Raw genomic sequence first — 21,051 nt, 5'->3', positions numbered from 1 at the left:
GTCCAAGACGCTCCAGTCAATTCAATGTGATTAAGTTGTCGAACCGCCGTATACGGAACCGTACGTACGGTGGTGTGAGAGGTCGATAATTGAAATAATCAATTATCTCCTACTCGATCAATTTTTACTTCACAATAGAGATTTGTTGTGCTATATTATTAATCAATGATAAAATAATTAAAAAATAATTAGATTTTATCATTTGAGTTTAAAACTAATTAAGGAGTGACGACAATGACACAATTTAAATATTCAAAGCGTGTTCCAGCAGATGGTACGGATGCGGTTGGTGCAATTTTACAAGCAGCGGCGGATCCTAAGATTATTTCATTTGCTGGGGGATTGCCGGCACCCGAATTGTTTCCTGTTAAAGAAATGAAAGCAGCTGTTGATAAGGTTTTTGAAGAGCATGGTCAAGAAGCGATGCAGTATGGAGCGGCGAAAGGAGTCACAGTTTTGCGTGAGGTTATTCAACAGCATGTAACGGAAAAAGAAAATGTTGACTCTGAATTAAAAAATGTTTTAGTAACAACGGGGTCAGAACAGGCCTTAGATTTAGTGGGCAAGGCTTTTGTTGACCCTGGGGATACTGTATTAGTTGAACAACCAACATACTTGTGTGCTTTAGATGTTTTTCGTTCTTACGGTGCTAATTTTGCTAGTGTTGAAATGGATGAAGATGGGATGAAGATGGATGCATTGGAAGAAGCATTAAAGGCTAATCCAAATACTAAACTCATCTATACTGTGCCAAACTTCCAAAATCCAACTGGACGAACTATGATTGAAGAACGACGAAAGCAGTTAGCTGAATTAGCAGAAAAATACGATGTATATGTACTAGAAGATAATCCATATGGTGAAATTCGTTTTGCTGGTGAGCATGTACCAGCAGTTAAGTCATTTGATAAATCAGGTCATGTCCTTTACATGAGTACATTTTCAAAGACGTTAGCCCCAGGATTTCGTTTAGGATGGTTGGTTGCTGATAAAAATGTAGTTAATAAATTAACGGTTCTTAAGCAATCAGCTGACCTCCATACAGATAACTTAGCTCAATTCGCGGTTGCCCAATTCTTTGCCGATAACGATGTGGATGCGCATGTTAAAGAGATTAGCGATTTATACGGCAAACGTAAAGATTTAATGCTTGAGGGAATTAAAAAATACTTCCCGGAAGGAGTTAAATATACAGATCCTGAAGGTGGTATGTTCTTATGGGTAGAAGTTCCTGGTGTTGACGATACTGTAGAGTTATTCAAGGAATGCCTTGAACATGATGTAGCTTTTGTTCCCGGTGATCCATTCTTTGCTAGTGAACCTCAACCTGGTGCTTTCCGCTTGAACTATTCAAATATGCGAGAAGATCAGATTGAAGTCGGTTTAAAACGTTTAGGAGCGGCCTTAACTGCTGCAGTTAATAAGTAATTATTTTAGCCATTAATAAATACAATCCTAATAAAATTTCGAATTTAAATGATTAAGGGAGCGAGACAGAAGAACTCCCATAAGCAATAATAGGTCTCTAACACTTGATAGTACCGGGCGTTGGAGATCTATTATTGTACTGTGCTGTACGAAATTTAATGATGTAACGGAAGAGATATCTTCACTATTAGATAATCCGGAAGAATATAATAAAATGAGTAAGGCACAGAAGCCTTATGGGATAGGCATGCAAGTAAACAGATTTTAAATACTATTACTAAATGAAGTGCAATCCAAAAAAAGAATTATAAAAAGTCTCTTTACAGAAGTTTGGGAGATATGTTAAACTGTAACAGTTGATTAAATATGACTCTGCCTAAGACTCAGGTGGCGAAAGCCTTAATTAGATGCCTGCCGAGGAAGAAATGAAAGTTCCTTCTCTATGTCTGCGGTCATAGGGATTTTTTAATAAATCCGATCAAAAAAACATTGCAGGAGGTGAAAATTCATGAGTGAAGCAGCTATTGCTAAGAAAGCTGAAATCGTTAAGCAAACTACTGATATGCTTAATGCAGCTCAAAGTGCTATCGTTGTTGATTACCGTGGTTTAACCGTTGCGGAAGTTACTGACTTACGTAAGCAACTTCGTGATGCTGGTATCCAAATGTCAGTTATCAAGAACAAGATTCTTGATCGTGCTGTTGAAGGTACTGACTACGAAGATCTTCGTTCTACTTTTGTTGGACCAACTGCTGTTGCCTTCTCTGACGAAGACCCAATTGCTCCAGCTAAGATCTTGAAGAAGTTCGCTGATGACCACGACGCTCTTGAAATCAAGGGTGGTTTCATCGAAAAGAGTGTTAAGACTCTTGACGAAATCAACGAATACGCAAATATGCCAGGTCGCGAAGAACTGTTGTCAATGCTTGCATCTGCATTACAAGATCCAATGCGGAAGATTGCTCGCGCAGTCAAGGCTATTGCCGACAAGGAAGACGAAGCCGCATAATTGCCGTATATCAATACAATACAAATTTAAATTTAATTACCTAAATATTGGAGGAAATAAACATGGCTTTTGATAAGGATGCTATCATTGCTTCATTAAAGGAAGCATCAATCTCTGACCTTAACGACTTAGTTAAGGCAATCGAAGAAGAATTCGACGTTTCTGCTGCTGCTCCAGTTGCAGTTGCAGGTGCTGCTGGTGGCGACGCTGCTGCTAAGGACAGCTTTGATGTTGAATTAACTGAAGCAGGTTCTGCTAAGGTTAAAGTTATTAAGGCTGTTAAGGACATCACTGGTGCAGGTCTTAAGGATGCGAAGGACCTTGTTGACGGTGCTCCTTCTGTTATCAAGGAAGGTCTTAAGGAAGACGAAGCCAACGAAATCAAGGAAAAACTTGAAGCCGCTGGTGCTACTGTTACCCTTAAGTAGTCTTAAATTATTAAATAAAAAAGAGTTACAAGAAGCTGTTTCTTGTAACTCTTTTTTAGTTGGAATTTATATGAGGGGTTCCTTATATAATACGAAAATAGCTCCCATTATTTAATAAATGAGGAGCTATTTTATGATGCGTGCAAAAATTTTAGAAATAGGAAAGTTCAAAAAAGTCAACAAGCCTACTTTGCAGGGTGGGTAGTACTATCGTCACTTGTACGGTAACCAAAGTAGAATTGAATAGCAGCGATCGCGATGTTAACCCAGTTCATAGCAATAAACCACCCATTGATTGCGCTTGCATCATGTGATACACCATAATAAACCCAGAAACCGATAACAATTGCACAAACATTGATCCAAGCGAAAGTCTTTTGTAGTATTTGATTATTAAGCTGGAACCACATCCAAATAACATTAATGACAAACCAAATAGCTAAGATCCAAAAAATAACATTAAATAACATGAGATATCCCTCCTTAGGGCCTAGGTAAACGTTAATAAACGCGGATTGAACTAATGAATGATGAATAGCAACATTCGAAAAAGTATTACACGGTGTGATTAGCAATTGAAGTTATTTACAATAATTGGTAATGCTTTACTAATTTTGGGAAAGTTGTTGCTTAGCATCTTCATACCCGTCAACATAGTCACGAAGAGCATGCATCTTACCTTTAATAAACTTATTGGTGACATTAATAATTCGTTGTGGATACTTCCGGAAAGGTTCTAGTGCTTTATAATCTTTAACTGCCTGATCATAACCCTTTTGGTATGCATTGGTTGCATTTTTTTGGCTATTTGACGTAGGACAATTTTTCTTTTTAAACATAATTATCACCTCTTTTGTTGTCCTACCATGATAGTAACAAGTATATAAATTCAATTCCAATAATAAGGCATAAAAATAAAAATATTATACAATAATAAAACTGCTGATTAAAAACTTTTAACCAGCATTTTTATTATTCTTTATTCTTTTTTAGAAGTTCAGCAATTTCTTTGAGATACATAACTTCTTCACTTGGAGTCTCTGTTTTTTTATCTTCTTTTTTGCGGAAAGTGTTGATTGCTTTTACCATTAAGAAAACGACAAAGGAAATAATTAGGAAATTAATGACCGCATTTAGAAAACTTCCGTATTTAAACTGAGCGTCGCCGACTGTCAAGACAAGGTTAGATAAGTCAATTCGACCAATAAATAGGCCAATAAGGGGGTTGATAAGGTTATTAACTAATGATTTTACGATTGATGTAAAAGCTGCACCGACAATTATCCCAACTGCCATGTCAATAACGCTACCACGGGCAATGAATGTTTTGAATTCTTTTAACATAAAATAGACCTCCTTCTAGTTCTAGGGGGGATAACTTCAATTATAATTATATCAAACAGGATTATATGCTTAGTTCTTTTATGAGATGACACAGGGATATTTAATTTATTTTTAAATAATACTTGTATACTATATTCAACTATTATATTATATTTCATATAATATTACTGATTAAAAAGGAGGGATAGAATGAAGATTCAAATTACAGCAGACTTACTCGATGGGATGGTCTTAGCAATTCTTGAACACAAAGATTATTATGGGTATGCCCTAACCCAGCGAATGCAATCAGCTATTACCATTTCCGAATCAACAATGTATCCCGTTTTACGCCGGTTAAAGAAAGATGGCTATTTAACAATTTATGATCAGCCTTATCAGGGACGCAATCGCCGTTATTATCAAATTACAGAGGCCGGCAAGGAACACTTACAACGTATTCGTAAGTTATGGAATGATTATAAAAATAGTTTAGATAGTGTTTTTTATGGGTTAGGTGAGGGAGAAGATAAAGATGAATGAACGTCAAAAATACATCAATGATTTATCAATATATTTAAGACAATTGACTGATGAAGAACGAAATGATGCCTTAGAATTTTATGATGAGTATATTGCAGATGCTGGACTAGAAAACCGAACATCAATTGAGGAACGGTTAGGCACACCACGACAGTTAAGCCATAAGATATTAGCCGATTATTCAATTAAAGCTAATAATGAGTCTATTAAAGAAGGACACCCTGCTTCACCTCATTCTAGTTGGCGTGTCTTTTGGTGGGTGCTAGTAGCGATTATTACTTCACCAATAACATTTGGGCTAGGAATTGCCTTATTAGCACTATTGTTGGCAGCAGGGGGAGTCGCATTCGGTTTAATCGCTGGAATAATTGTCTTGATCTTTGGAGTTGCTGCCATAGCGATTATATCTCTTTATGTTGGAATCGGTTTAATTGCGACAAACTTGTTCAGTGGACTATTTTATCTTGGATTAGGAGTGACCCTCATCGGCTTATTCCTTGTTTGTTTGCCTTTAATCTACTGGTTAATCAGAGTTATTGTTCAAGGGATTGCAAATTTTGCTAAATTCATTTATGCAAAAGTGCAGGCAAGGAGGAAAAAGTAAATGAAAAAAACGTTTAAGGTAGGATTAATTATTTTAATCTTAGGAGTAGTTCTCCTTGGAATAGGCTTCTTTAATAATGGTAACAAGGCCGTTTATTTTGAAAACAATCGTCCAGCAATTTTTCATTCTCACACTAAAACGATAAGTACTAATAAATATTTTGAACGAATTGATATATCAGCATCGACAGCTAATGTAGTAGTTCGTGAAGGTAAGAAATATCAGATTACTTATTCTGGTGTAGGTAAGCATACTCCGGCAGTAACTGTTCATAATAACGTTGCTTCAATTCGTCAAACTGGTGGATTTCCGCTTGTCTTTAACTTTAACGATTATCAGCCTCACCAAGATTTAATCATTGTGACTATCCCGCATGATCAAGCCTTAGCGGGTCGCATTCATTTAGAAAGTGGTGATTTAACAGTTTCTAAAGTTAAAATGGACAATATTGATGTTAACAGTGGTGCAGGCGACGTTGAATATCATCAAGTTACATTACGCGGTGGAAGTACAAAACTTTTGTCAGGTAACTTTACAGGACATGATTTAACAGTTCAAGGCCAATATACTGTTAATAATCAGTCTGGCGATAATACGGTCACAAACACAACTGTTGATGGTTATTTCCTAAAGACTGATGCAGGTGATAATGAACTTAATGGTGAAGACAAGGGTGAAGAAACCTTACATCAAAATGATGATGCAGAAAACGTGCTTCGCTTAATAACGCAATCTGGTGATAATGAAGTAAATTAAGTTGACTAAGATCAATAAAAGCCCCTCGACATCTAGGTAGTTAGATATCAAGGGGCTTTTTAATAGGAGAAAAGTCTTAATTTTTAATTATGCGCTGGATTATTTTTCTTCAACGCCCGTACCATCATAGCAACGTTCAAGTAATTCCTTGAGTTGGCTAACAAGTGGTTCAACTGGGTTAGTAGTAGTACATTGATCTTCGTAAGCTAAGCGAGCAAGATCGTCAACGGCCTTATCAAATTCTTCACGTGTAACGCCATTGTCCTTAAGACTAAGTTTAACACCACATTCGTGAGCGAGTTCGATAACTTTCTTAGCATATGCTTCAGCTAATTCTTCATCAGTGTTACCTTTCAAACCAATGAACCGTGCAATGTCAGCGTAGTCCTTAGTTGCATGGTAAGTCTCATAGTGAGGCCAGAGAGCAAGTTTTTGTGGACGTTTTGCGTTAAAGCGAATTACTTGTGGCATTGCAATAGCGATAAGTAAACCATGAGGAAGACCGAATGCTCCACCCATTTTGTGGGCAAGGGAGTGGTTAATTCCTAAGAAGGCTTGACCAAATGCCATACCAGCCATTGTTGAGAAGTCATGCATCTTACGACGAGCTAACTTATCACCTTGAACGGACTTAGGAAGGTTTTCCATAACACCCTTGATAGTTTGTAGTGACCAACCACGAGTGTAATCAGTTGCCATAACAGAAACATATGATTCAGTAGCGTGACATAAAACGTCTAGTCCAGTCCAAGCAGTGGTTTTTGCTGGAACAGTTTCAACAAATTGAGAGTCAACAATCGCAATATTTGGTGTAAGTGCATAGTCAGCAAGTGGGTATTTAACATGAGTCTTGGAATCAGTGATAACCGCGAATGGGGTAACTTCTGAACCAGTACCAGACGTAGTAGGAATACCGATAAGTTGTGACTTAGTAGGCTTCTTGATTTGGTAAGCACGCTTACGGATATCGAGGTACTTTTGCATAACACCGTACCATGATGTTTCTGGGTGCTCATAGAACATCCACATTGCCTTGGCAGCATCCATTGGTGAACCACCACCGAGGGCAATAATTGTGTCTGGCTTGAAGTCGTTCATCATGGCAACACCTTTTTCAACGGTGTTTGTTGATGGGTCTTCTTCAACATCATCAAATACTAAGAAGGCAGTGTCATTTTGCCGTTGACGTAATTGATCAATGACGCGTTGAACGTAACCCCGTTTGCTCATTCCTGGACCGGTAACGATGAATGCCCGGTTAATGTTTGGAATATCTTGCAATTCTTTTAGTGAGTTGCGTTGAAAGTATACTTTTGGGGGGATCTTAACCCATTGACGATTTTCACGCCGCTTAGCAATTGTTTTGATGTTTAAGAGGTCCCAATCAGTAACGTTGTGTGAAATGGAATTACCACCATATGAGCCTGTACCTAAAGTAAGGGATGGGGTCATATTGTTGTAGATATTACCAATACCACCAATACCAGATGGGGAGTTAACGATAATCCGGGAAGCACGCATCTCAAGACCGTACTTAGTAGCTAAGTCATCATCAAGGGTGTGGATGGCAGCAGTATGTCCTTCACCACCGTAGTGTAATAATTGGGCACAGATGTCAAAGGCGTTTTCGTGAGAAGTTGCCTTGTACATTGTCAATACTGGTGAAAGTTTTTCGGCTGAAAGTGGGTACTTGTCACCAACACCTTCATATTCAGCAATGATAACCTTCGTGTTTTCTGGAACATCAATTCCACACATGTCAGCGATGGCATTGGCAGAACGACCAGCAATTGGACCACGAACTTGGTGACGGTCTGGATCAATAAAGCCATCAGTAAACTTATCAATTTCATCAGGCTTTAAGAAGTAACAGTTCCACTTCTTAAATTCTTCCTTAACCTTATCGTAAATTTCTTCATCAACAACAATTGAGTTCTCAGTAGCACAAATCATTCCGTTATCAAATGTTTTGGAAAGAACGATGTCGTAAACTGACCGTTCAATGTTAGCAGTCTTTTCAATGTAGGCTGGACCGTTACCAGGACCAACACCAAGGGCAGGATTACCGGAACTGTAAGCAGCTTTAACAAGGGATGGACCACCAGTTGCAAGAATAGTAGCAGTCTTTGGGTGTTGCAATAATGCAGTGGTGTTTTCCCGAGTACTTTCAGGAAGCCATTGAATCATGTTCTTTGGGGCTCCCGCTTTTTCAGCTGCTTCTTGGAGAATTTTAGCAGTCTTAATGGATGATTTCATTGCTTGACGGTGGAAAGAGAAGATAATTGTATTCCGCGTCTTAGCACTAATAATTGATTTGAAAATAGTAGTTGAAGTAGGGTTAGTAACTGGAACAATTCCAGCAATGATACCAAGAGGATCAGCAATCGTGATTGTTTGGTCTTCGTCATTATCCTTGATAATACCAACAGTCTTGTCATGACGGATGTTGTTCCAAATATATTCACTTGCGTAGATGTTTTTAATTGCCTTATCTTCAGCAACACCACGACCTGTTTCTTCAGCAGCATCGACTGCTAGGTCCATGTGGTGTTCTTCAGCAGCAAGTGCCATTGCTTGACAAATTTTGTCGACTTGTTCCTGTGAGTAATAACGTAATTGTTCAAAAGCAGCTTCACTTTTGGCAATTAAGTCATCAACTAAGTTTTGCGCATTTTGCTTTTTTTCTTCTTCAGTTAATACGTTTTTTTCAACTTGTTTTTTGTTGTTAGCAGGCATAATTGAAATCTCCTTTTTCAATTCTTTTCTTTGTTAACCTTTGAACATGTATAATGTTACTACATTTTTTTGCTTTGTAAATACTTTTGTGAATGTTTAAACAATGGTTATCTGTTATGAATTCGCTTACAACACTGTCTTTGTAATAGTTATATAACAGCAAAAAACATTGGTATTATTTTTAAGGCTAAGAGGTGATAGATTCGATAACCATCATCGATTGAAACGCATTTCACAAATTCAATATAAAGGATAATATATTGATTGAACTTAGATAGTTATTAAATTAACTAATCGCTGAAAGATTATTGTTGAGAATAATAAAAAAGCCACCCAAAAAAGGTGACTTTTTTTATTAATCGCGTGCATTAAGATCTTTTCCAGCGTTTGGATCTTTAACGTTATAATCGCTATCATTCATTGCTTCAACGGCACCCATGCGATATCCATTGCCGACTTGGCTAAAGAAATCATGGTTAGAGGTTGAGGTAGAAATCCCGTTCATAACAACTGGGTTAACATCAGAAGCAGTATCAGGGAATAGCGGATCTTGGCCAAGGTTCATAAGCGCTTTATTAGCATTGTAACGGATGAAGGTTAATACATCATCTGTCCAACCAACTTGATCGTAAAGGAGATGAGTATATTTTTCTTCATTATCATATAGTTCATAAAGGAAATTATACATCCAATCCTTCATATCTTGTTGTTGTTTTTCCGTTCGATCACGCAATCCGACTTGGAACTTGTATCCAATATATGTCCCATGAACTGATTCATCCCGTAAAATTAGCTTAATGATTTCGGCCACGTTATTTAACTTATTGTGACCAAGATAATAAAGGGGAGTGTAGAAACCAGAATAGAATAAGAAAGTTTCAAGGAAAACGTTGGCTACTTTCTTTTTTAGTGGATCTTGACTTGGATCAAGGTACATATTTGCAATTTTGACAGCCTTATTTTGCAGATATTCTTCAGTATCGGACCATTCAAAGATTTCTTTGATTTGATCTGGGGTATTAAGAGTAGAGAAAATAGTTGAGTAACTTTTAGCGTGAACTGATTCCATAAATTGGATGTTGTTAAGAACAGCTGTTTCATGAGGAGTTTTAACATCTTCTTTAAGGGCAGTTAATCCTGCTTCTGATTGGACAGTATCTAGAAGGGTTAGACCACCAAAAACATGTCCGACAGTCCATTGATGATCATCGTCTAATTCACGCCAATCATCCATATCATTGGCAACAGGAATCCGGGTATCAAGCCAGAACTGTTCTGTTAGCTTTTCCCAGGTAGCTTTATCGATCATGTCGGAAACTTCATTCCAGTTGATTGCTTTATATTGATTTACAGGTTTAAATTCTTCCAGTTTCATTGATTGAGCTCCTCCAAATACGTTGCTTTTAATAAATTAAGATACCAAAAGCCATTTGTATACATAATAACAAGTTTACCAGTGCCCAACGTTTAAATCAAATTCTGATTAGGCTTAGATAACACAGCTTTCACATTGGTTTGCGCCAATTTCATCGCTATCATCAGTAAATGTTCGAATGTAGTAAATTGACTTGATACCGCGTTTGTAGGCATAGTGCCGTAAGATATTTAAATCACGGGTAGTCATTTTATCTGTACGTCCATTCTTCCATTCATAAAGGCCTGCAGGAATTGTTGATCGCATAAAGAGGGTCATTGAAAGAGATTGATCGATGTGCTGTTGTGCAGCTGCATATGTATCAATGACCTTTCGCATATCCATATCGTAAGCTGAACGATAGTAGGGCATTGTATCGTTTGAAAGGTATGGAGCGGGATAATAAATTTTACCGATCATCTTTTCCTGCCGTTCTTCAACACGATTAATGATTGGATGCAGACTAGCAGTTGAGTCATTAATGTAGGAAGTTGAACCGTTTGGCGCTACAGCAAGACGATATTGATTATAAAGACCGTCTTGCATCACATTCTCTTTCAATTTCTTCCAATCTTCAATTCCAGGGATAAAAATACCCTCAAAAAGGCCTTTAACAACATCAGATTGTGGGCCCCAATCCCTAGTGACATATTTTTCAAAATAAGAACCATCCGCATATTTACTATTCTTAAAATCGTGGAAAGTTTCCTGCCGCTCTTTGGCAATTTCATTTGATGCCACCAATGACCAATAGTTTAGGAGCATAAAGTAAACGCCTGTAAATTCAATTGCAACCGGACTTCCGTATTGAATATGGTGCTTAGCGAGATAGCTATGCAATCCCATTGCCCCCAAACCAACTGAATGGGCAAGCCGATTTCCATTTTGAATAGTTGGAACAACATCTAGGTCTTCTACATCACTGATTCGGGTTAGGCCCCGCATCATTGCCTTAATTGATTTACCGAAGTCAGGGCTCTCCATCATGTTAGCAATATTGGTTGAACCAAGATTACAACTGATATCAATTCCCATTTCTGAGTATGATTGATCATCATTTACTCGAGCTGGTACTTGTACTTGAGCAATTTCTGAACATAAATTACTCATCACAATTTTTCCATTAATCGGATTATCCCGGTTTTCTGTATCGATATTAATAATGTAGGGATAACCTGATTCTTGTTGAAGTTTGCTGATTTCGTCCTCTAAGTCCCGGGCATTAACTTTCTTTTTTCGAATATCATCGTTTGCTACTAAATTATCGTATTCTTTTGTGATATCGACATAGGAGAATGGCATCCCATATACTCGTTCAACATCATAGGGACTAAACAAGTACATATCAGCATTTTGTTCTACTAATTCATAAAACTTATCAGGAACAGTAATGCCTAGTGAAAGGGTCTTTAAACGAATCTTTTCATCAGCGTTTTCCTTTTTAGCCCCTAAGAATTCAATAATATCTGGGTGGAAGACGCTTAGGTAAACGACTCCAGCCCCCTGTCGCTGTCCAAGCTGATTAGAATAGGAAAAACTATCTTCTAAGAGCTTCATTACAGGAACAACTCCACTAGCAGCACCTTGGATTTTCTTGATTGGTGCGCCAGCTTCACGAAGGTTGCTTAAATTGATTCCAACACCACCACCAATTTTAGAAAGTTGGAGGGCTGAATTGATTGTTCGGCCAATGGTATTCATGTCATCCGTTGTTTGAATAGCAAAACAAGAAACAAATTCTCCCCGACGTTTACGCCCAACATTGAGGAAGGTCGGAGTCGCGGGTTGATAACGTTGGTGGATGATTTCATCAGCAAGTTGCATTGCTAACTCTTCATCACCATTAGCGAGGTAAAGAGCATTCATTGCGACCCGATCGATATAGTTTTCAAGGTAGTACTCTTTATCATTTGTTCGTAAGGCATATTGAGCATAAAACTTATAAGCAGCCATAAAAGAATGGAAGTGGAAGTTTTGTGCTTTTAAATATTCGTAAAGCTTTTCAATGAATGCTTCACTATATTTATTCATAAATCCTTCTTCAATATAATCATTTTCTTCTAACCATTGAAAACGTTCTTTTAATGAAGAAAAGTTTTTGGTATTTGGCTCAACATTATTTTTGATAAAGTCTTCTAAAGCCAATTTATCTTTATCTAGTTGAATTTGTCCGTTTTTGGGGATATTTACTTCGTTGTTATAATCGTAATATTTAACTTTGGTCATATCGATATCGGATAACGCCATTTTAATAACTCACTTTCTGAATAAATTTGATTATGTCAATAAAGAAGCCAGCGCACCAATAGCGAATTGATGCCTGGCAAAATATTAGTTTATTTAAACTTAGGCAAGTTGGTTTAATTGATCAGGACGAAAGCCAGAAAAAGCTTGACCGTTAGGAAGCTTTACAACTGGAGTTGCCATAAAACCTTCAGACTTAAGTTGAGATATGTATTCTGGTTGTTCATCGATGTTATGTTCAATAAATGAAATTTTGTGCTGCTCAAGGAAACGTTTTGTCATCTTGCATTGAATACAATTATTTTTTGAAAATACAGTTACCATCTTCACGAGGCCTCCTAAACGATTAGTCGATGTTTTCTAGTATAACGATGAATTAGAAAAAATCAATTAAAAAAGCACTATATTTCGTGCTTGCAAAATAGTGAAACACAATATATAGTGCTTAAGCTGGTGATTAACACCTGTGAAACTTTTTTTGATAAAATACTTAAGCAGGTGATTAATAAAATTAATTTGAAAAACTAGTCTATTATTATACACTGAAAAGCAGGGTAATTTTAAGTAGTTGGAGAAAAAGAATGGAAAAAATTAATTCATCATTATCTGAACAACAAAAATTTATGAAGATGGCTATTGCAGAAGCAAAACAAGCCAGAATTTTAGATGAAGTACCAATTGGTGCGATTGTTGTCCATGATGGACAGGTAATCGGACGTGGCCATAATATGCGTGAAAAGTTTCAAGATGTTACCTATCACGCAGAAATGCTTGCAATTATGGAAGCATGCACGAATTTAGGAAGTTGGCGTTTAGAAGATTGTGACTTATATGTTACGTTAGAACCTTGTATTATGTGTAGCGGTGCTATTATCAATGCACGAATAAAAAATGTTTATTATGGTGCCACTGATCCGAAAGCAGGAGCAGTTGATAGCTTGTACCATCTATTAAGTGATTCACGTTTGAACCATCAAGTTAATGTCCATTCTGGTGTTTTAAGGGGTGAGTGTAGTCAAATGCTAAAAAACTTTTTCCGTGAAATTCGTCGCCGTCGGAAAGAAGCCCGCCGAAAAAATAAGACTAACCCCTAGTAATTTAAAGAAAAATAGTGTATTATACTATTTGCCGTAAGGCCTTAGAGCAAGGGTATGCTTACGAACCGTGTCAGGTCTGGAAGGAAGCAGCACTAAGTATGATATACCTTGTGCTCTAAGTTTTATTGATAATTAAGCTGACTCGTAATAATTTGTTGCGGGTCTTTTTTATTTTTAAATTTCAGTTAAAATGGATTTTAACTACTTTATGTGCTTAATTCCTTGTATAATATTTTATAGTATTTTAAATTCAGAAAGGGAGTCTAGCGATGAGTTATCAGGCATTATATCGTGTCTGGCGACCACAGCGATTCGATGATCTTGTCGGTCAACAGATTGTTACAAGAACCCTAAAAAACGCCATCATCACTCACCAGATAAGCCATGCATACTTGTTCGCTGGTCCACGTGGTACTGGTAAAACCTCAGCGGCAAAAATTTTTGCTAAAGCGGTTAATTGTCATCACTCTAAGGATGGCGAACCATGTAATGAGTGTGAGATTTGCAAAGCAATTACGAACGGACAATTAAATGATGTAATTGAAATCGATGCGGCTTCTAATAATGGGGTTGAAGAGATTCGGGATATTCGGGACAAGGCAAAATATGCCCCTACCCAAGCGGATTACAAGGTTTATATAATTGATGAAGTTCACATGCTTTCAACGGGGGCCTTTAATGCATTACTAAAGACGCTTGAAGAACCACCAGCCAATGTAATTTTTATTCTTGCAACTACAGAACCCCATAAAATTCCTTTAACAATTATCTCAAGGGTTCAGCGATTTGATTTTCGACGAATTTCAGCAGAAGATGCATTTGATCGAATGAAATATATCCTTGAGCAAAAGGAAGTCACTTATGATGAAAAAGCATTATGGGTAATTGCAAATGCTGCTGAAGGAGGGATGCGGGATGCATTGAGTATCCTTGACCAGGTTCTTTCTTTCAGTGATAATGAGGTAAAGTTGGACGATGCTTTATTAGTTACAGGAAGTGTTACTAAACAGTTATTAAAGAAGTACTTTATAGAAATTAGTAAACATGAAGGGGCGACTGCTCTTGATACCATGAAAGATATTTTGGATGAGGGAAAAGATGGTCAGCGTTTTATCGAAGACTTGATTTCCTTTATTCGGGATATTCTGTTGTACCAAGAATCGCCAAGCTTGATTAGTGTTGAAAGTACAGGACTAAAGAAGGAAGACTTTGAAGAAATAGTCCAACTTGCTTCTTCAGCGACCTTATACCAAATGATCGATGAACTAAATAATATCCAAGAAGAGATGCGCTTTACGACTCATCCAGATGTATACTTGGAAGTTCTCACGATAAAGCTTGCACAGATCGAGCCACAAAAGAATACTCAATCGGCACCAGCAGTTTCTTTGACTACAAATACTGAAGCTACTAAGACCATTGAAAAATTACAACAAGAGATTCAGCAATTGCAACAAACAGTAAAGCAGTTGCAGAATATGCCGGTAAAGGCTAGTCGACCATCACCTCGGCAACAAAATGAACAGCCACGAGTGCAACAAAAGAAAGTGCAGGTTAATCTCAATAAGATTTACCCAGTGTTAGAAAATGCGACTCGTCAGGATTTAATAAATGTTCGTGAGTTATGGGGGGATATGTTGAACCTATTGTCGGTACCACAACGGTCCTTACTCCATGTTTCACAACCAGTTGCTGCTAGCGCTGTGGGAATAATTGTTGCTTTTGATTATCCTTTCTTATTCCAGCAAGCGGCTGATGATACAACATTATTAGAGAATATGGAAAATGCTTTGCAACGTTTAACTGGGAATGAACGGCAAGTTGTTTTTGTACCTAAAGATAAGTGGCCAAAAATTCGGCAAGACTTTATTAAGGATCATGGCTTTGGTAACAAGCAACAAAAGACGCAACCTAGCAAACAAAAACCGCAAACAACTGAAGGAAGCGGACAAACCTCTGCAGCTACACCAGTACCGCCAGAAGAACCACCGTTACCGCCAGAAGATGAGGCACTGACTGAAGCAACGTCACCTCAAGAAGATAATCAGGTAGCAACAGCACAGAAGCTATTTGGTAGTGATATTGTTAAAATAGAAGATAATTAAGAAAAAGGATGGATGATATTATGATGCGTGGAATGAATATGCAACAAATGATGAAACAAGCTAAGGCAATGCAAAAGAAAATGATGGCTGAACATGAAGAACTTGCTAAACAGGAATTTGTAGGGAAGGCCCCAGATGATATGGTGACTGCTACATTTAGTGGGGATAACCAATTACTTGACTTAAAGATTAAGCCAGAAGCAGTTGATCCAGATGATATTGAGATGCTTCAAGATTTGGTAATTGCTGCTGTGAAAGATGGCATGAAGCAAGTCAATGATGCTACTCAACAAAAGCTTGGTAAATATACGCAAGGTATGGGGTTGTAAAAAGTGATCCAATATCCAGAACCATTAGCGAAATTAATCGAAAGTTATACTAAGTTGCCAGGAATCGGGCAAAAGACTGCAACTCGACTGGCGTTCTATACTCTGAGCATGCAAGAAGATGATGTAACGAACTTTGCCAAATCTCTTCTATCGGCTAAAAGAGACCTTCATAACTGTAGTATTTGTGGCAACATTACTGAAGACGATCCTTGTCCAATTTGTTGCGATAAGACTCGTGATCATTCGCAAATTTTAGTTGTTGAGCAGTCGCAAGACGTTATGGCAATGGAACGGATGCATGAATATCATGGTTTATACCATGTCCTTCACGGTGTTATTTCTCCAGTTGCAGGAACAGGCCCAGAAGATATTAATATTACAAGCTTACTTAAACGGCTAAAGAAAGATGATGAAGTAAAGGAAATTATTATTGCAACTAATGCTTCATCGGATGGTGAGTTAACGGCCGGTTACCTCGCTAAGCTAATTAAGCCTGCAGGAATTAAGGTTACTCGGTTGGCGCATGGGTTATCAGTAGGTGCTGATATTGACTATGCTGATGAGATGACTTTATTCAAAGCAGTGCAAGGGCGAACGGAGATGTAGGAAAATGTTTTTTAAGCGGCCAACTAAAGAAGTGGAACGTGAACGAAATCGACGCCTACTAGAAGCGGTATATTCTACTAAGGCCAGTTGGGATCATGCACGTGAAACTGAACGAGCAGTATATGAAGCCAATGTCAATAGTGAACTTCATTATCGTTCTCGGATTCAAGAACAGAAATTTTTATACCTATACAAAATTGCTCGTAAATTTAAGGTTCACGGGACATTAAATGATGGAGTAATTGATCGCTAGGAGAGAGAAATGGACGGTAAATTTATATCATTTGAAGGACCAGATGGAGCTGGCAAGACAAGCGTAATTCAACAGATTCAACAACAATTAGAAGATCAGCTTGGCACAGAAAAAGTTATGTATACCCGTGAGCCGGGTGGTAATAAGATTTCTGAGCAAATTCGCCAGGTACTATTTGATGGTCGAAATACCGATATGGATGGACGAACAGAAGCATTGCTTTTTGCTGCTGCTCGTCGGCAACATATTGTTTCAGAAATAATTCCGGGTTTGAACGCGGGTAAAGTTATTCTGTGTGATCGCTTTGTGGATAGCTCCATTACTTACCAAGGAGCAGGTCGTGGCCTTGGAGAAAAAGAGATTTGGCAAATTAATCAGTTTGCAATTGATGGGTTAATGCCAGCGTTGACAATTTACCTTGATATTGAATCGGAAATTGGCTTAAGACGGATAGCCGAGCATCGTGCCAATCAAGTTAATCGATTAGATAAGGAAAAACTTAATTTCCATCAAACTGTTCGCCAATCTTACTTGAAACTTTACGAGAAATATCCAGAACGAATAAAGTTAATTGATGCAAGCCAGCCATTAGAAAAAGTAATTGAGGATGTAAAAGCAACAATTCATGACCGGTTTTCAGATTTGTTTTAATAAAAAAGGGTGATTAATAATGAAAATGATTATTGCAATTGTTCAATCAAAAGATAGCAATCGTTTACGAAAAGCATTTAATAAGGCTGATATTCACGTTACTCAATTATCAACAACTGGTGGCTTCCTTCGTGAAGGAAACGCGACATTTTTAATTGGGATTGAGGACGAACGTGTTCAAGAAGTATTATCAGTAATCAAAAAGAATGCTGAGTCACGTGAACAATATGTTACATCACAAATGCATATGGATGTTGAAGGAGGCTCGGCATTTCCTGTTAACGTAAAGATTGGTGGCGCAACTGTCTTTGTATTGCCAGTAGAAGACTTCATTAAATTTTAAGTAGGTGAAGATGGTTGGCTGAACAGGAACAAACACGTGCAGAAAAATTACAACCAGCAATAATTACTCGTTTTCAAAAAATATTATCAAATAATGAACTTGCTCATGCTTATTTGTTTGTTGGGCCAGGGGGCTCAGGAAAGATGTCAATCGTCCAATGGTTATCGTTACGGTTATTTTGTCTTCATCCCCTGGACAATAAACCAGACTTAAATTGTGCTGAGTGTCAGCGAATTCTGTCTGGAAACCATCCTGACATTGTCTATGCTGCTCCAGAAGGTCGCCAAATAAAGGTTGATGAAATTCGTCATTTAAAAGCAGAATTTTCTAAGAGTGCTGTGGAAGGCAATAAGAAAATTTTTATTATTAAAGATGCTGATAAAATGACAAATGGGGCAGCAAATAGTCTTCTGAAATTTATTGAAGAACCCGGGACTGGCGTTTATATTTTTATGCTAACGACAAATAAAAGTGCTGTCTTACCAACGATTCGATCACGAACACAGGTGATTGAACTACCACCATTAAAACGAGATGCATTGTTAACAGTTTTAACCGAACATAATATTCCCCAATCTCAACAACAGATTGCTGTTGGGATTACAGATTCCGTTGCAATGATTGAACAATGGCAAGAAGATAATTGGTTTGCGAGTGCGGTTAAAGGTGTCATTCAGTGGTATCAAGATACAACTAGAAATGGGATGCTAGGCTTTGTTGATGTTCAGACAAATCTGCAAAAAGTAGCTACCGACCGCGATAAACAACAAGTAGTTTTGGACCTAATTACCTTAATTTGGCGTGATACACTAATAGTAAATTCGGGAATTACAGCTACCAATCGTCTTCACTTTAATAATAATTTAGGAGAAATAGGAGAAGTAGTTAGAAAATATTCTCCTCAACAATTGTTAGCAGCTAGTCAGTTAACGTTAGAGACTCGTCACATGTTAGAACAAAATATTAGTTTTCAAAATATTGTTGAACAATTAACGATTCGACTTGTGCAGGTTTTAGGCATTAGTTAGGGGCGAAAAGATGAGTGAAGAATATAGTTCAGATAATCTTTATGAACAATTTGCGCAGGTGAAGAACCAGACTCAGGACTTGGTTGATAAAATGGAACAGTTGCAGGCAAAAATTATTGCTATTTCTGAGGAAAATGTGGAACTTTCAATTGAAAACAAGCATTTACGTCAGATGATTAAAGAAAAACAGCCACATCATAGTGAAAATCAATTATCTGGATCACGACAAAATCTAAAAGAACTTTACCAACAGGGATTTCATGTTTGTAGTGAGTACTATGGTAAACGTCTTGAGCCTAATGAATCTTGTACTTTTTGTTTAGATGCAATATTTGGACATGAACAAGGAATGACAAAATAGGAGATAGTATGCAGCAAATTAGTAGTTTTAATGATCATCAATCAGGAAGCTTATATTTGGTTCCAACACCAATTGGAAATTTAGATGATATGACTTTCCGTGCAATTAAAACCTTAAAAGAAGTGGATCTGATTGCTGCTGAAGATACGCGTCATACTCAGCAACTATTAAACCATTTTGATATATCGACCCGTCAAATTAGTTTTCATGAGCATAATACTGAACAACGTGTTCCAGAATTAATTGCGAAATTAAAAGCTGGTTATTCGATTGCCCAGTGCAGTGATGCAGGGATGCCTTCGATTTCTGACCCCGGCAAGGAATTGGTAGCGGCGGCAGTTAGAGAGGGATTGCCAGTGATTCCGCTTCCAGGAGCTAATGCAGGGTTAACGGCTCTTATCGCTTCGGGGTTAGTTCCTCAGCCGTTTTACTTTTTTGGCTTTTTAGAGCGCAAACACCAGCAACAAGTAACGGTGCTGGAGCAATTGAAAGAGCGTAAAGAAACGATGATTTTTTATGAAGCTCCTCACCGCTTAAAAAAGACTTTAGCTACGATGGCGGAAGTTTTTGGTGATGAACGGCAGGTTGTTTTAGCACGGGAACTCACTAAACGCTATGAAGAGTTTACCCGGGGAACGCTTGCTGAAGTAACTGCCTGGTTTGCAGATCACCAACCACGAGGAGAATTTGTTATTCTAGTAGCTGGGAATGAACACCCCACAGATAAGAAGGATAATGATATTGAATTACCTTTAACAGAGCAAGTTGACAAGGAAATTTTAAATGGACTTTCCACTAATGCCGCAATTAAGCTGGTAGCAAAGAAAAATAATATAAAACGCCAGGAATTATATAAACAATATCACCAACTGTAGGAGAAAAGTATGGAGTTAAAGCAAGAAGCACAGATATTCGAAATGTCGCACTTATTAACATATTATGAGTGTGATGAAACAAGTCATCCAAGCTTGAGTATGATATTAAGTATGATTTCCATGGTATCTGATGAGCATAGTATGGCTTTAGGAATGGGAACCGAAGAAATACAAGCTACTGGCGGTACGTGGGTAGTTAGTGGCTATGAAGGACAGCTTTTCGCAAAACAACCTTCTTTTGGTGAAACAATTATTTTAGGAACAAAAGCTGTTTCCTACAACCGCTTTTTTGCTGTTCGTGATTTTTGGATAACGGATAAAGAACACCAGATTGAATATGCACGAATTAGGTCGATTTTTGTGTTTATGAATCTAAAGACGCGGCGAATGCAATCAATTCCACCAGCTTTAATTGAACCGTTTAATGCTCCGATTGCGAAAAGAATTCCTCGTCTAAAACGACCTCACAAATTGAATGAAAACGCTTCGGTAATAAAGAAAAATTATCAAGTTCGTTATTTTGACCTTGATGCTAATCACCATGTTAATAATGCGCGTTACTTTGATTGGCTTCTTGATCCGCTTGGACGTGATTTTTTACGAGAAAGTCAGATAAAGAAATTTAATTTGCAGTATCTTCAAGAGGTACGCAATGGAGAAATTGTGGAAAGCAAAGTTAATAAGCTCCAAAAAAACAAGGAAAAGGTAACTTACCATCAAATTGATGTTGGTGAGCAGCTTGATGCAATTGCTGAGATAGAATGGTATTAAAAATTAATCAATGAATAATAGTGACTGGTTTCTAGGCAGGAAATTAGTTGCTATTTTATTTTAGTCCTAAATGTAGACAAAAAGATCTTAAATGGTTTAATGTAGAGACATTTAAAGGAAGATGGTATTCTATGAATAGTAGTAATT

At 37.6% G+C, this 21,051-nt stretch carries 24 protein-coding genes, 1 other RNA gene, 1 pseudogene and 1 other annotated feature; of the genes and pseudogenes, 19 read left to right on the top strand and 7 right to left on the bottom strand.

What is annotated here, in order from left to right; genetic code table 11:
* Nucleotides 1-234: 234 nt before the first annotated feature.
* The 4 genes and pseudogenes from H5S10_RS07680 to rplL all read left to right on the top strand — a co-directional run bounded on the left by H5S10_RS07680 (nt 235) and on the right by rplL (nt 2,865).
* The gene (locus H5S10_RS07680; protein ID WP_182589216.1) at nt 235-1,428 is read left to right on the top strand and encodes an aminotransferase-like domain-containing protein; all 1,194 of its coding nucleotides are present in this window, start codon (nt 235-237) and stop codon (nt 1,426-1,428) included.
* A gap of 178 nt (nt 1,429-1,606) precedes the next feature.
* Nucleotides 1,607-1,713 (top strand): annotated as a pseudogene (locus H5S10_RS10595) (non-hydrolyzing UDP-N-acetylglucosamine 2-epimerase); the annotation flags it as partial.
* A gap of 72 nt (nt 1,714-1,785) precedes the next feature.
* Nucleotides 1,786-1,904, top strand: a sequence feature (ribosomal protein L10 leader region).
* A gap of 32 nt (nt 1,905-1,936) precedes the next feature.
* Nucleotides 1,937-2,437 carry a 50S ribosomal protein L10 gene (gene rplJ / locus H5S10_RS07675; protein ID WP_003666309.1) on the top strand — a complete coding sequence of 167 codons (501 nt, stop codon included), beginning with the start codon at nt 1,937-1,939 and terminating at the stop codon, nt 2,435-2,437.
* Nucleotides 2,438-2,499: 62 nt separating this feature from the next.
* Nucleotides 2,500-2,865 (top strand): 50S ribosomal protein L7/L12, encoded by a 366-nt coding sequence (gene rplL, locus H5S10_RS07670; RefSeq protein WP_182586230.1) that lies wholly within the window; start codon nt 2,500-2,502, stop codon nt 2,863-2,865.
* Nucleotides 2,866-3,050: 185 nt separating this feature from the next.
* Here the strand turns inward: rplL and H5S10_RS07665 are convergent, their stop codons facing one another.
* From H5S10_RS07665 to mscL, 3 genes are all read right to left on the bottom strand, one after another.
* Nucleotides 3,051-3,335, bottom strand: coding sequence for a hypothetical protein (locus tag H5S10_RS07665; protein ID WP_035154984.1), 285 nt, complete (start codon nt 3,333-3,335; stop codon nt 3,051-3,053).
* 138 nt (nt 3,336-3,473) lie between these two features.
* Nucleotides 3,474-3,704 (bottom strand): hypothetical protein, encoded by a 231-nt coding sequence (locus H5S10_RS07660; RefSeq protein ID WP_182586229.1) that lies wholly within the window; start codon nt 3,702-3,704, stop codon nt 3,474-3,476.
* Nucleotides 3,705-3,837: 133 nt separating this feature from the next.
* Entirely contained in the window at nt 3,838-4,209 is a 372-nt protein-coding gene (gene mscL, locus H5S10_RS07655; RefSeq protein WP_182589214.1) for a large-conductance mechanosensitive channel protein MscL, read from the bottom strand.
* A gap of 189 nt (nt 4,210-4,398) precedes the next feature.
* Between mscL and H5S10_RS07650 the strand changes: the two genes are divergently transcribed.
* From H5S10_RS07650 to H5S10_RS07640, 3 genes are read left to right on the top strand one after another with little or no spacing between them, the layout of a single operon-like run.
* The gene (locus H5S10_RS07650; RefSeq protein ID WP_182586227.1) at nt 4,399-4,731 is read left to right on the top strand and encodes a PadR family transcriptional regulator; all 333 of its coding nucleotides are present in this window, start codon (nt 4,399-4,401) and stop codon (nt 4,729-4,731) included.
* Nucleotides 4,724-5,335, top strand: a complete 612-nt coding sequence (locus H5S10_RS07645) for a DUF1700 domain-containing protein (protein WP_182586226.1) — start codon at nt 4,724-4,726, stop codon at nt 5,333-5,335. The genes H5S10_RS07650 and H5S10_RS07645 overlap by 8 nt, the downstream gene beginning before the upstream one ends.
* Complete coding sequence (locus H5S10_RS07640; RefSeq protein WP_182589213.1) at nt 5,336-6,091, top strand: DUF4097 family beta strand repeat-containing protein; 756 nt, start codon at nt 5,336-5,338, stop codon at nt 6,089-6,091.
* Nucleotides 6,092-6,190: 99 nt separating this feature from the next.
* Here H5S10_RS07640 and adhE read toward each other — a convergent pair whose 3' ends face one another.
* The 4 genes from adhE to nrdH form a co-directional block, all read right to left on the bottom strand.
* Entirely contained in the window at nt 6,191-8,827 is a 2,637-nt protein-coding gene (adhE, locus tag H5S10_RS07635; RefSeq protein WP_182586224.1) for a bifunctional acetaldehyde-CoA/alcohol dehydrogenase, read from the bottom strand.
* 355 nt (nt 8,828-9,182) lie between these two features.
* Nucleotides 9,183-10,202, bottom strand: a complete 1,020-nt coding sequence (gene nrdF / locus H5S10_RS07630) for a class 1b ribonucleoside-diphosphate reductase subunit beta (protein ID WP_003666319.1) — start codon at nt 10,200-10,202, stop codon at nt 9,183-9,185.
* A 114-nt stretch (nt 10,203-10,316) separates the two neighbouring features.
* Complete coding sequence (gene nrdE, locus H5S10_RS07625; protein WP_182589212.1) at nt 10,317-12,488, bottom strand: class 1b ribonucleoside-diphosphate reductase subunit alpha; 2,172 nt, start codon at nt 12,486-12,488, stop codon at nt 10,317-10,319.
* A gap of 99 nt (nt 12,489-12,587) precedes the next feature.
* On the bottom strand, nt 12,588-12,809 hold the full coding sequence (gene nrdH, locus H5S10_RS07620; protein WP_003666324.1) for a glutaredoxin-like protein NrdH: 222 nt from the start codon (nt 12,807-12,809) through the stop codon (nt 12,588-12,590).
* A gap of 257 nt (nt 12,810-13,066) precedes the next feature.
* Between nrdH and tadA the strand changes: the two genes are divergently transcribed.
* The 12 genes from tadA to H5S10_RS07560 all read left to right on the top strand — a co-directional run bounded on the left by tadA (nt 13,067) and on the right by H5S10_RS07560 (nt 20,904).
* Nucleotides 13,067-13,579, top strand: coding sequence for a tRNA adenosine(34) deaminase TadA (tadA, locus tag H5S10_RS07615; RefSeq protein ID WP_182586222.1), 513 nt, complete (start codon nt 13,067-13,069; stop codon nt 13,577-13,579).
* A gap of 35 nt (nt 13,580-13,614) precedes the next feature.
* Nucleotides 13,615-13,712: signal recognition particle sRNA small type (gene ffs, locus H5S10_RS07610), an RNA gene on the top strand.
* A gap of 139 nt (nt 13,713-13,851) precedes the next feature.
* Nucleotides 13,852-15,687 (top strand): DNA polymerase III subunit gamma/tau, encoded by a 1,836-nt coding sequence (gene dnaX / locus H5S10_RS07605; RefSeq protein ID WP_182589211.1) that lies wholly within the window; start codon nt 13,852-13,854, stop codon nt 15,685-15,687.
* Between the two features lie 20 nt (nt 15,688-15,707).
* Nucleotides 15,708-16,016 (top strand): YbaB/EbfC family nucleoid-associated protein, encoded by a 309-nt coding sequence (locus H5S10_RS07600; protein WP_231795496.1) that lies wholly within the window; start codon nt 15,708-15,710, stop codon nt 16,014-16,016.
* A gap of 3 nt (nt 16,017-16,019) precedes the next feature.
* On the top strand, nt 16,020-16,622 hold the full coding sequence (gene recR, locus H5S10_RS07595) for a recombination mediator RecR (RefSeq protein WP_318531307.1): 603 nt from the start codon (nt 16,020-16,022) through the stop codon (nt 16,620-16,622).
* Between the two features lie 4 nt (nt 16,623-16,626).
* Nucleotides 16,627-16,875, top strand: coding sequence for a YaaL family protein (locus H5S10_RS07590; RefSeq protein WP_182586218.1), 249 nt, complete (start codon nt 16,627-16,629; stop codon nt 16,873-16,875).
* Nucleotides 16,876-16,884: 9 nt separating this feature from the next.
* A complete protein-coding gene (gene tmk, locus H5S10_RS07585) occupies nt 16,885-17,526 on the top strand; it encodes a dTMP kinase (RefSeq protein ID WP_182586217.1) in 642 nt (213 codons plus the stop codon).
* Between the two features lie 19 nt (nt 17,527-17,545).
* A complete protein-coding gene (locus H5S10_RS07580; RefSeq protein ID WP_003670516.1) occupies nt 17,546-17,869 on the top strand; it encodes a cyclic-di-AMP receptor in 324 nt (107 codons plus the stop codon).
* A gap of 14 nt (nt 17,870-17,883) precedes the next feature.
* A complete protein-coding gene (holB, locus tag H5S10_RS07575; RefSeq protein WP_182586216.1) occupies nt 17,884-18,897 on the top strand; it encodes a DNA polymerase III subunit delta' in 1,014 nt (337 codons plus the stop codon).
* Nucleotides 18,898-18,907: 10 nt separating this feature from the next.
* Nucleotides 18,908-19,258 carry a DNA replication initiation control protein YabA gene (locus H5S10_RS07570; protein WP_134988577.1) on the top strand — a complete coding sequence of 117 codons (351 nt, stop codon included), beginning with the start codon at nt 18,908-18,910 and terminating at the stop codon, nt 19,256-19,258.
* Nucleotides 19,259-19,266: 8 nt separating this feature from the next.
* Nucleotides 19,267-20,133 (top strand): 16S rRNA (cytidine(1402)-2'-O)-methyltransferase, encoded by an 867-nt coding sequence (gene rsmI / locus H5S10_RS07565; RefSeq protein ID WP_182589209.1) that lies wholly within the window; start codon nt 19,267-19,269, stop codon nt 20,131-20,133.
* 9 nt (nt 20,134-20,142) lie between these two features.
* A complete protein-coding gene (locus tag H5S10_RS07560) occupies nt 20,143-20,904 on the top strand; it encodes an acyl-[acyl-carrier-protein] thioesterase (protein ID WP_182586214.1) in 762 nt (253 codons plus the stop codon).
* The last annotated feature ends 147 nt before the right edge of the window (nt 20,905-21,051 follow it).

It is taken from the genome of Limosilactobacillus balticus, from assembly GCF_014145615.1.
Classification (GTDB): Bacteria; Bacillota; Bacilli; order Lactobacillales; family Lactobacillaceae; genus Limosilactobacillus; species Limosilactobacillus balticus.
The sequence above is the reverse complement of the archived record's forward strand: the minus strand, read 5'-3'. Positions and strand labels throughout refer to the sequence as shown.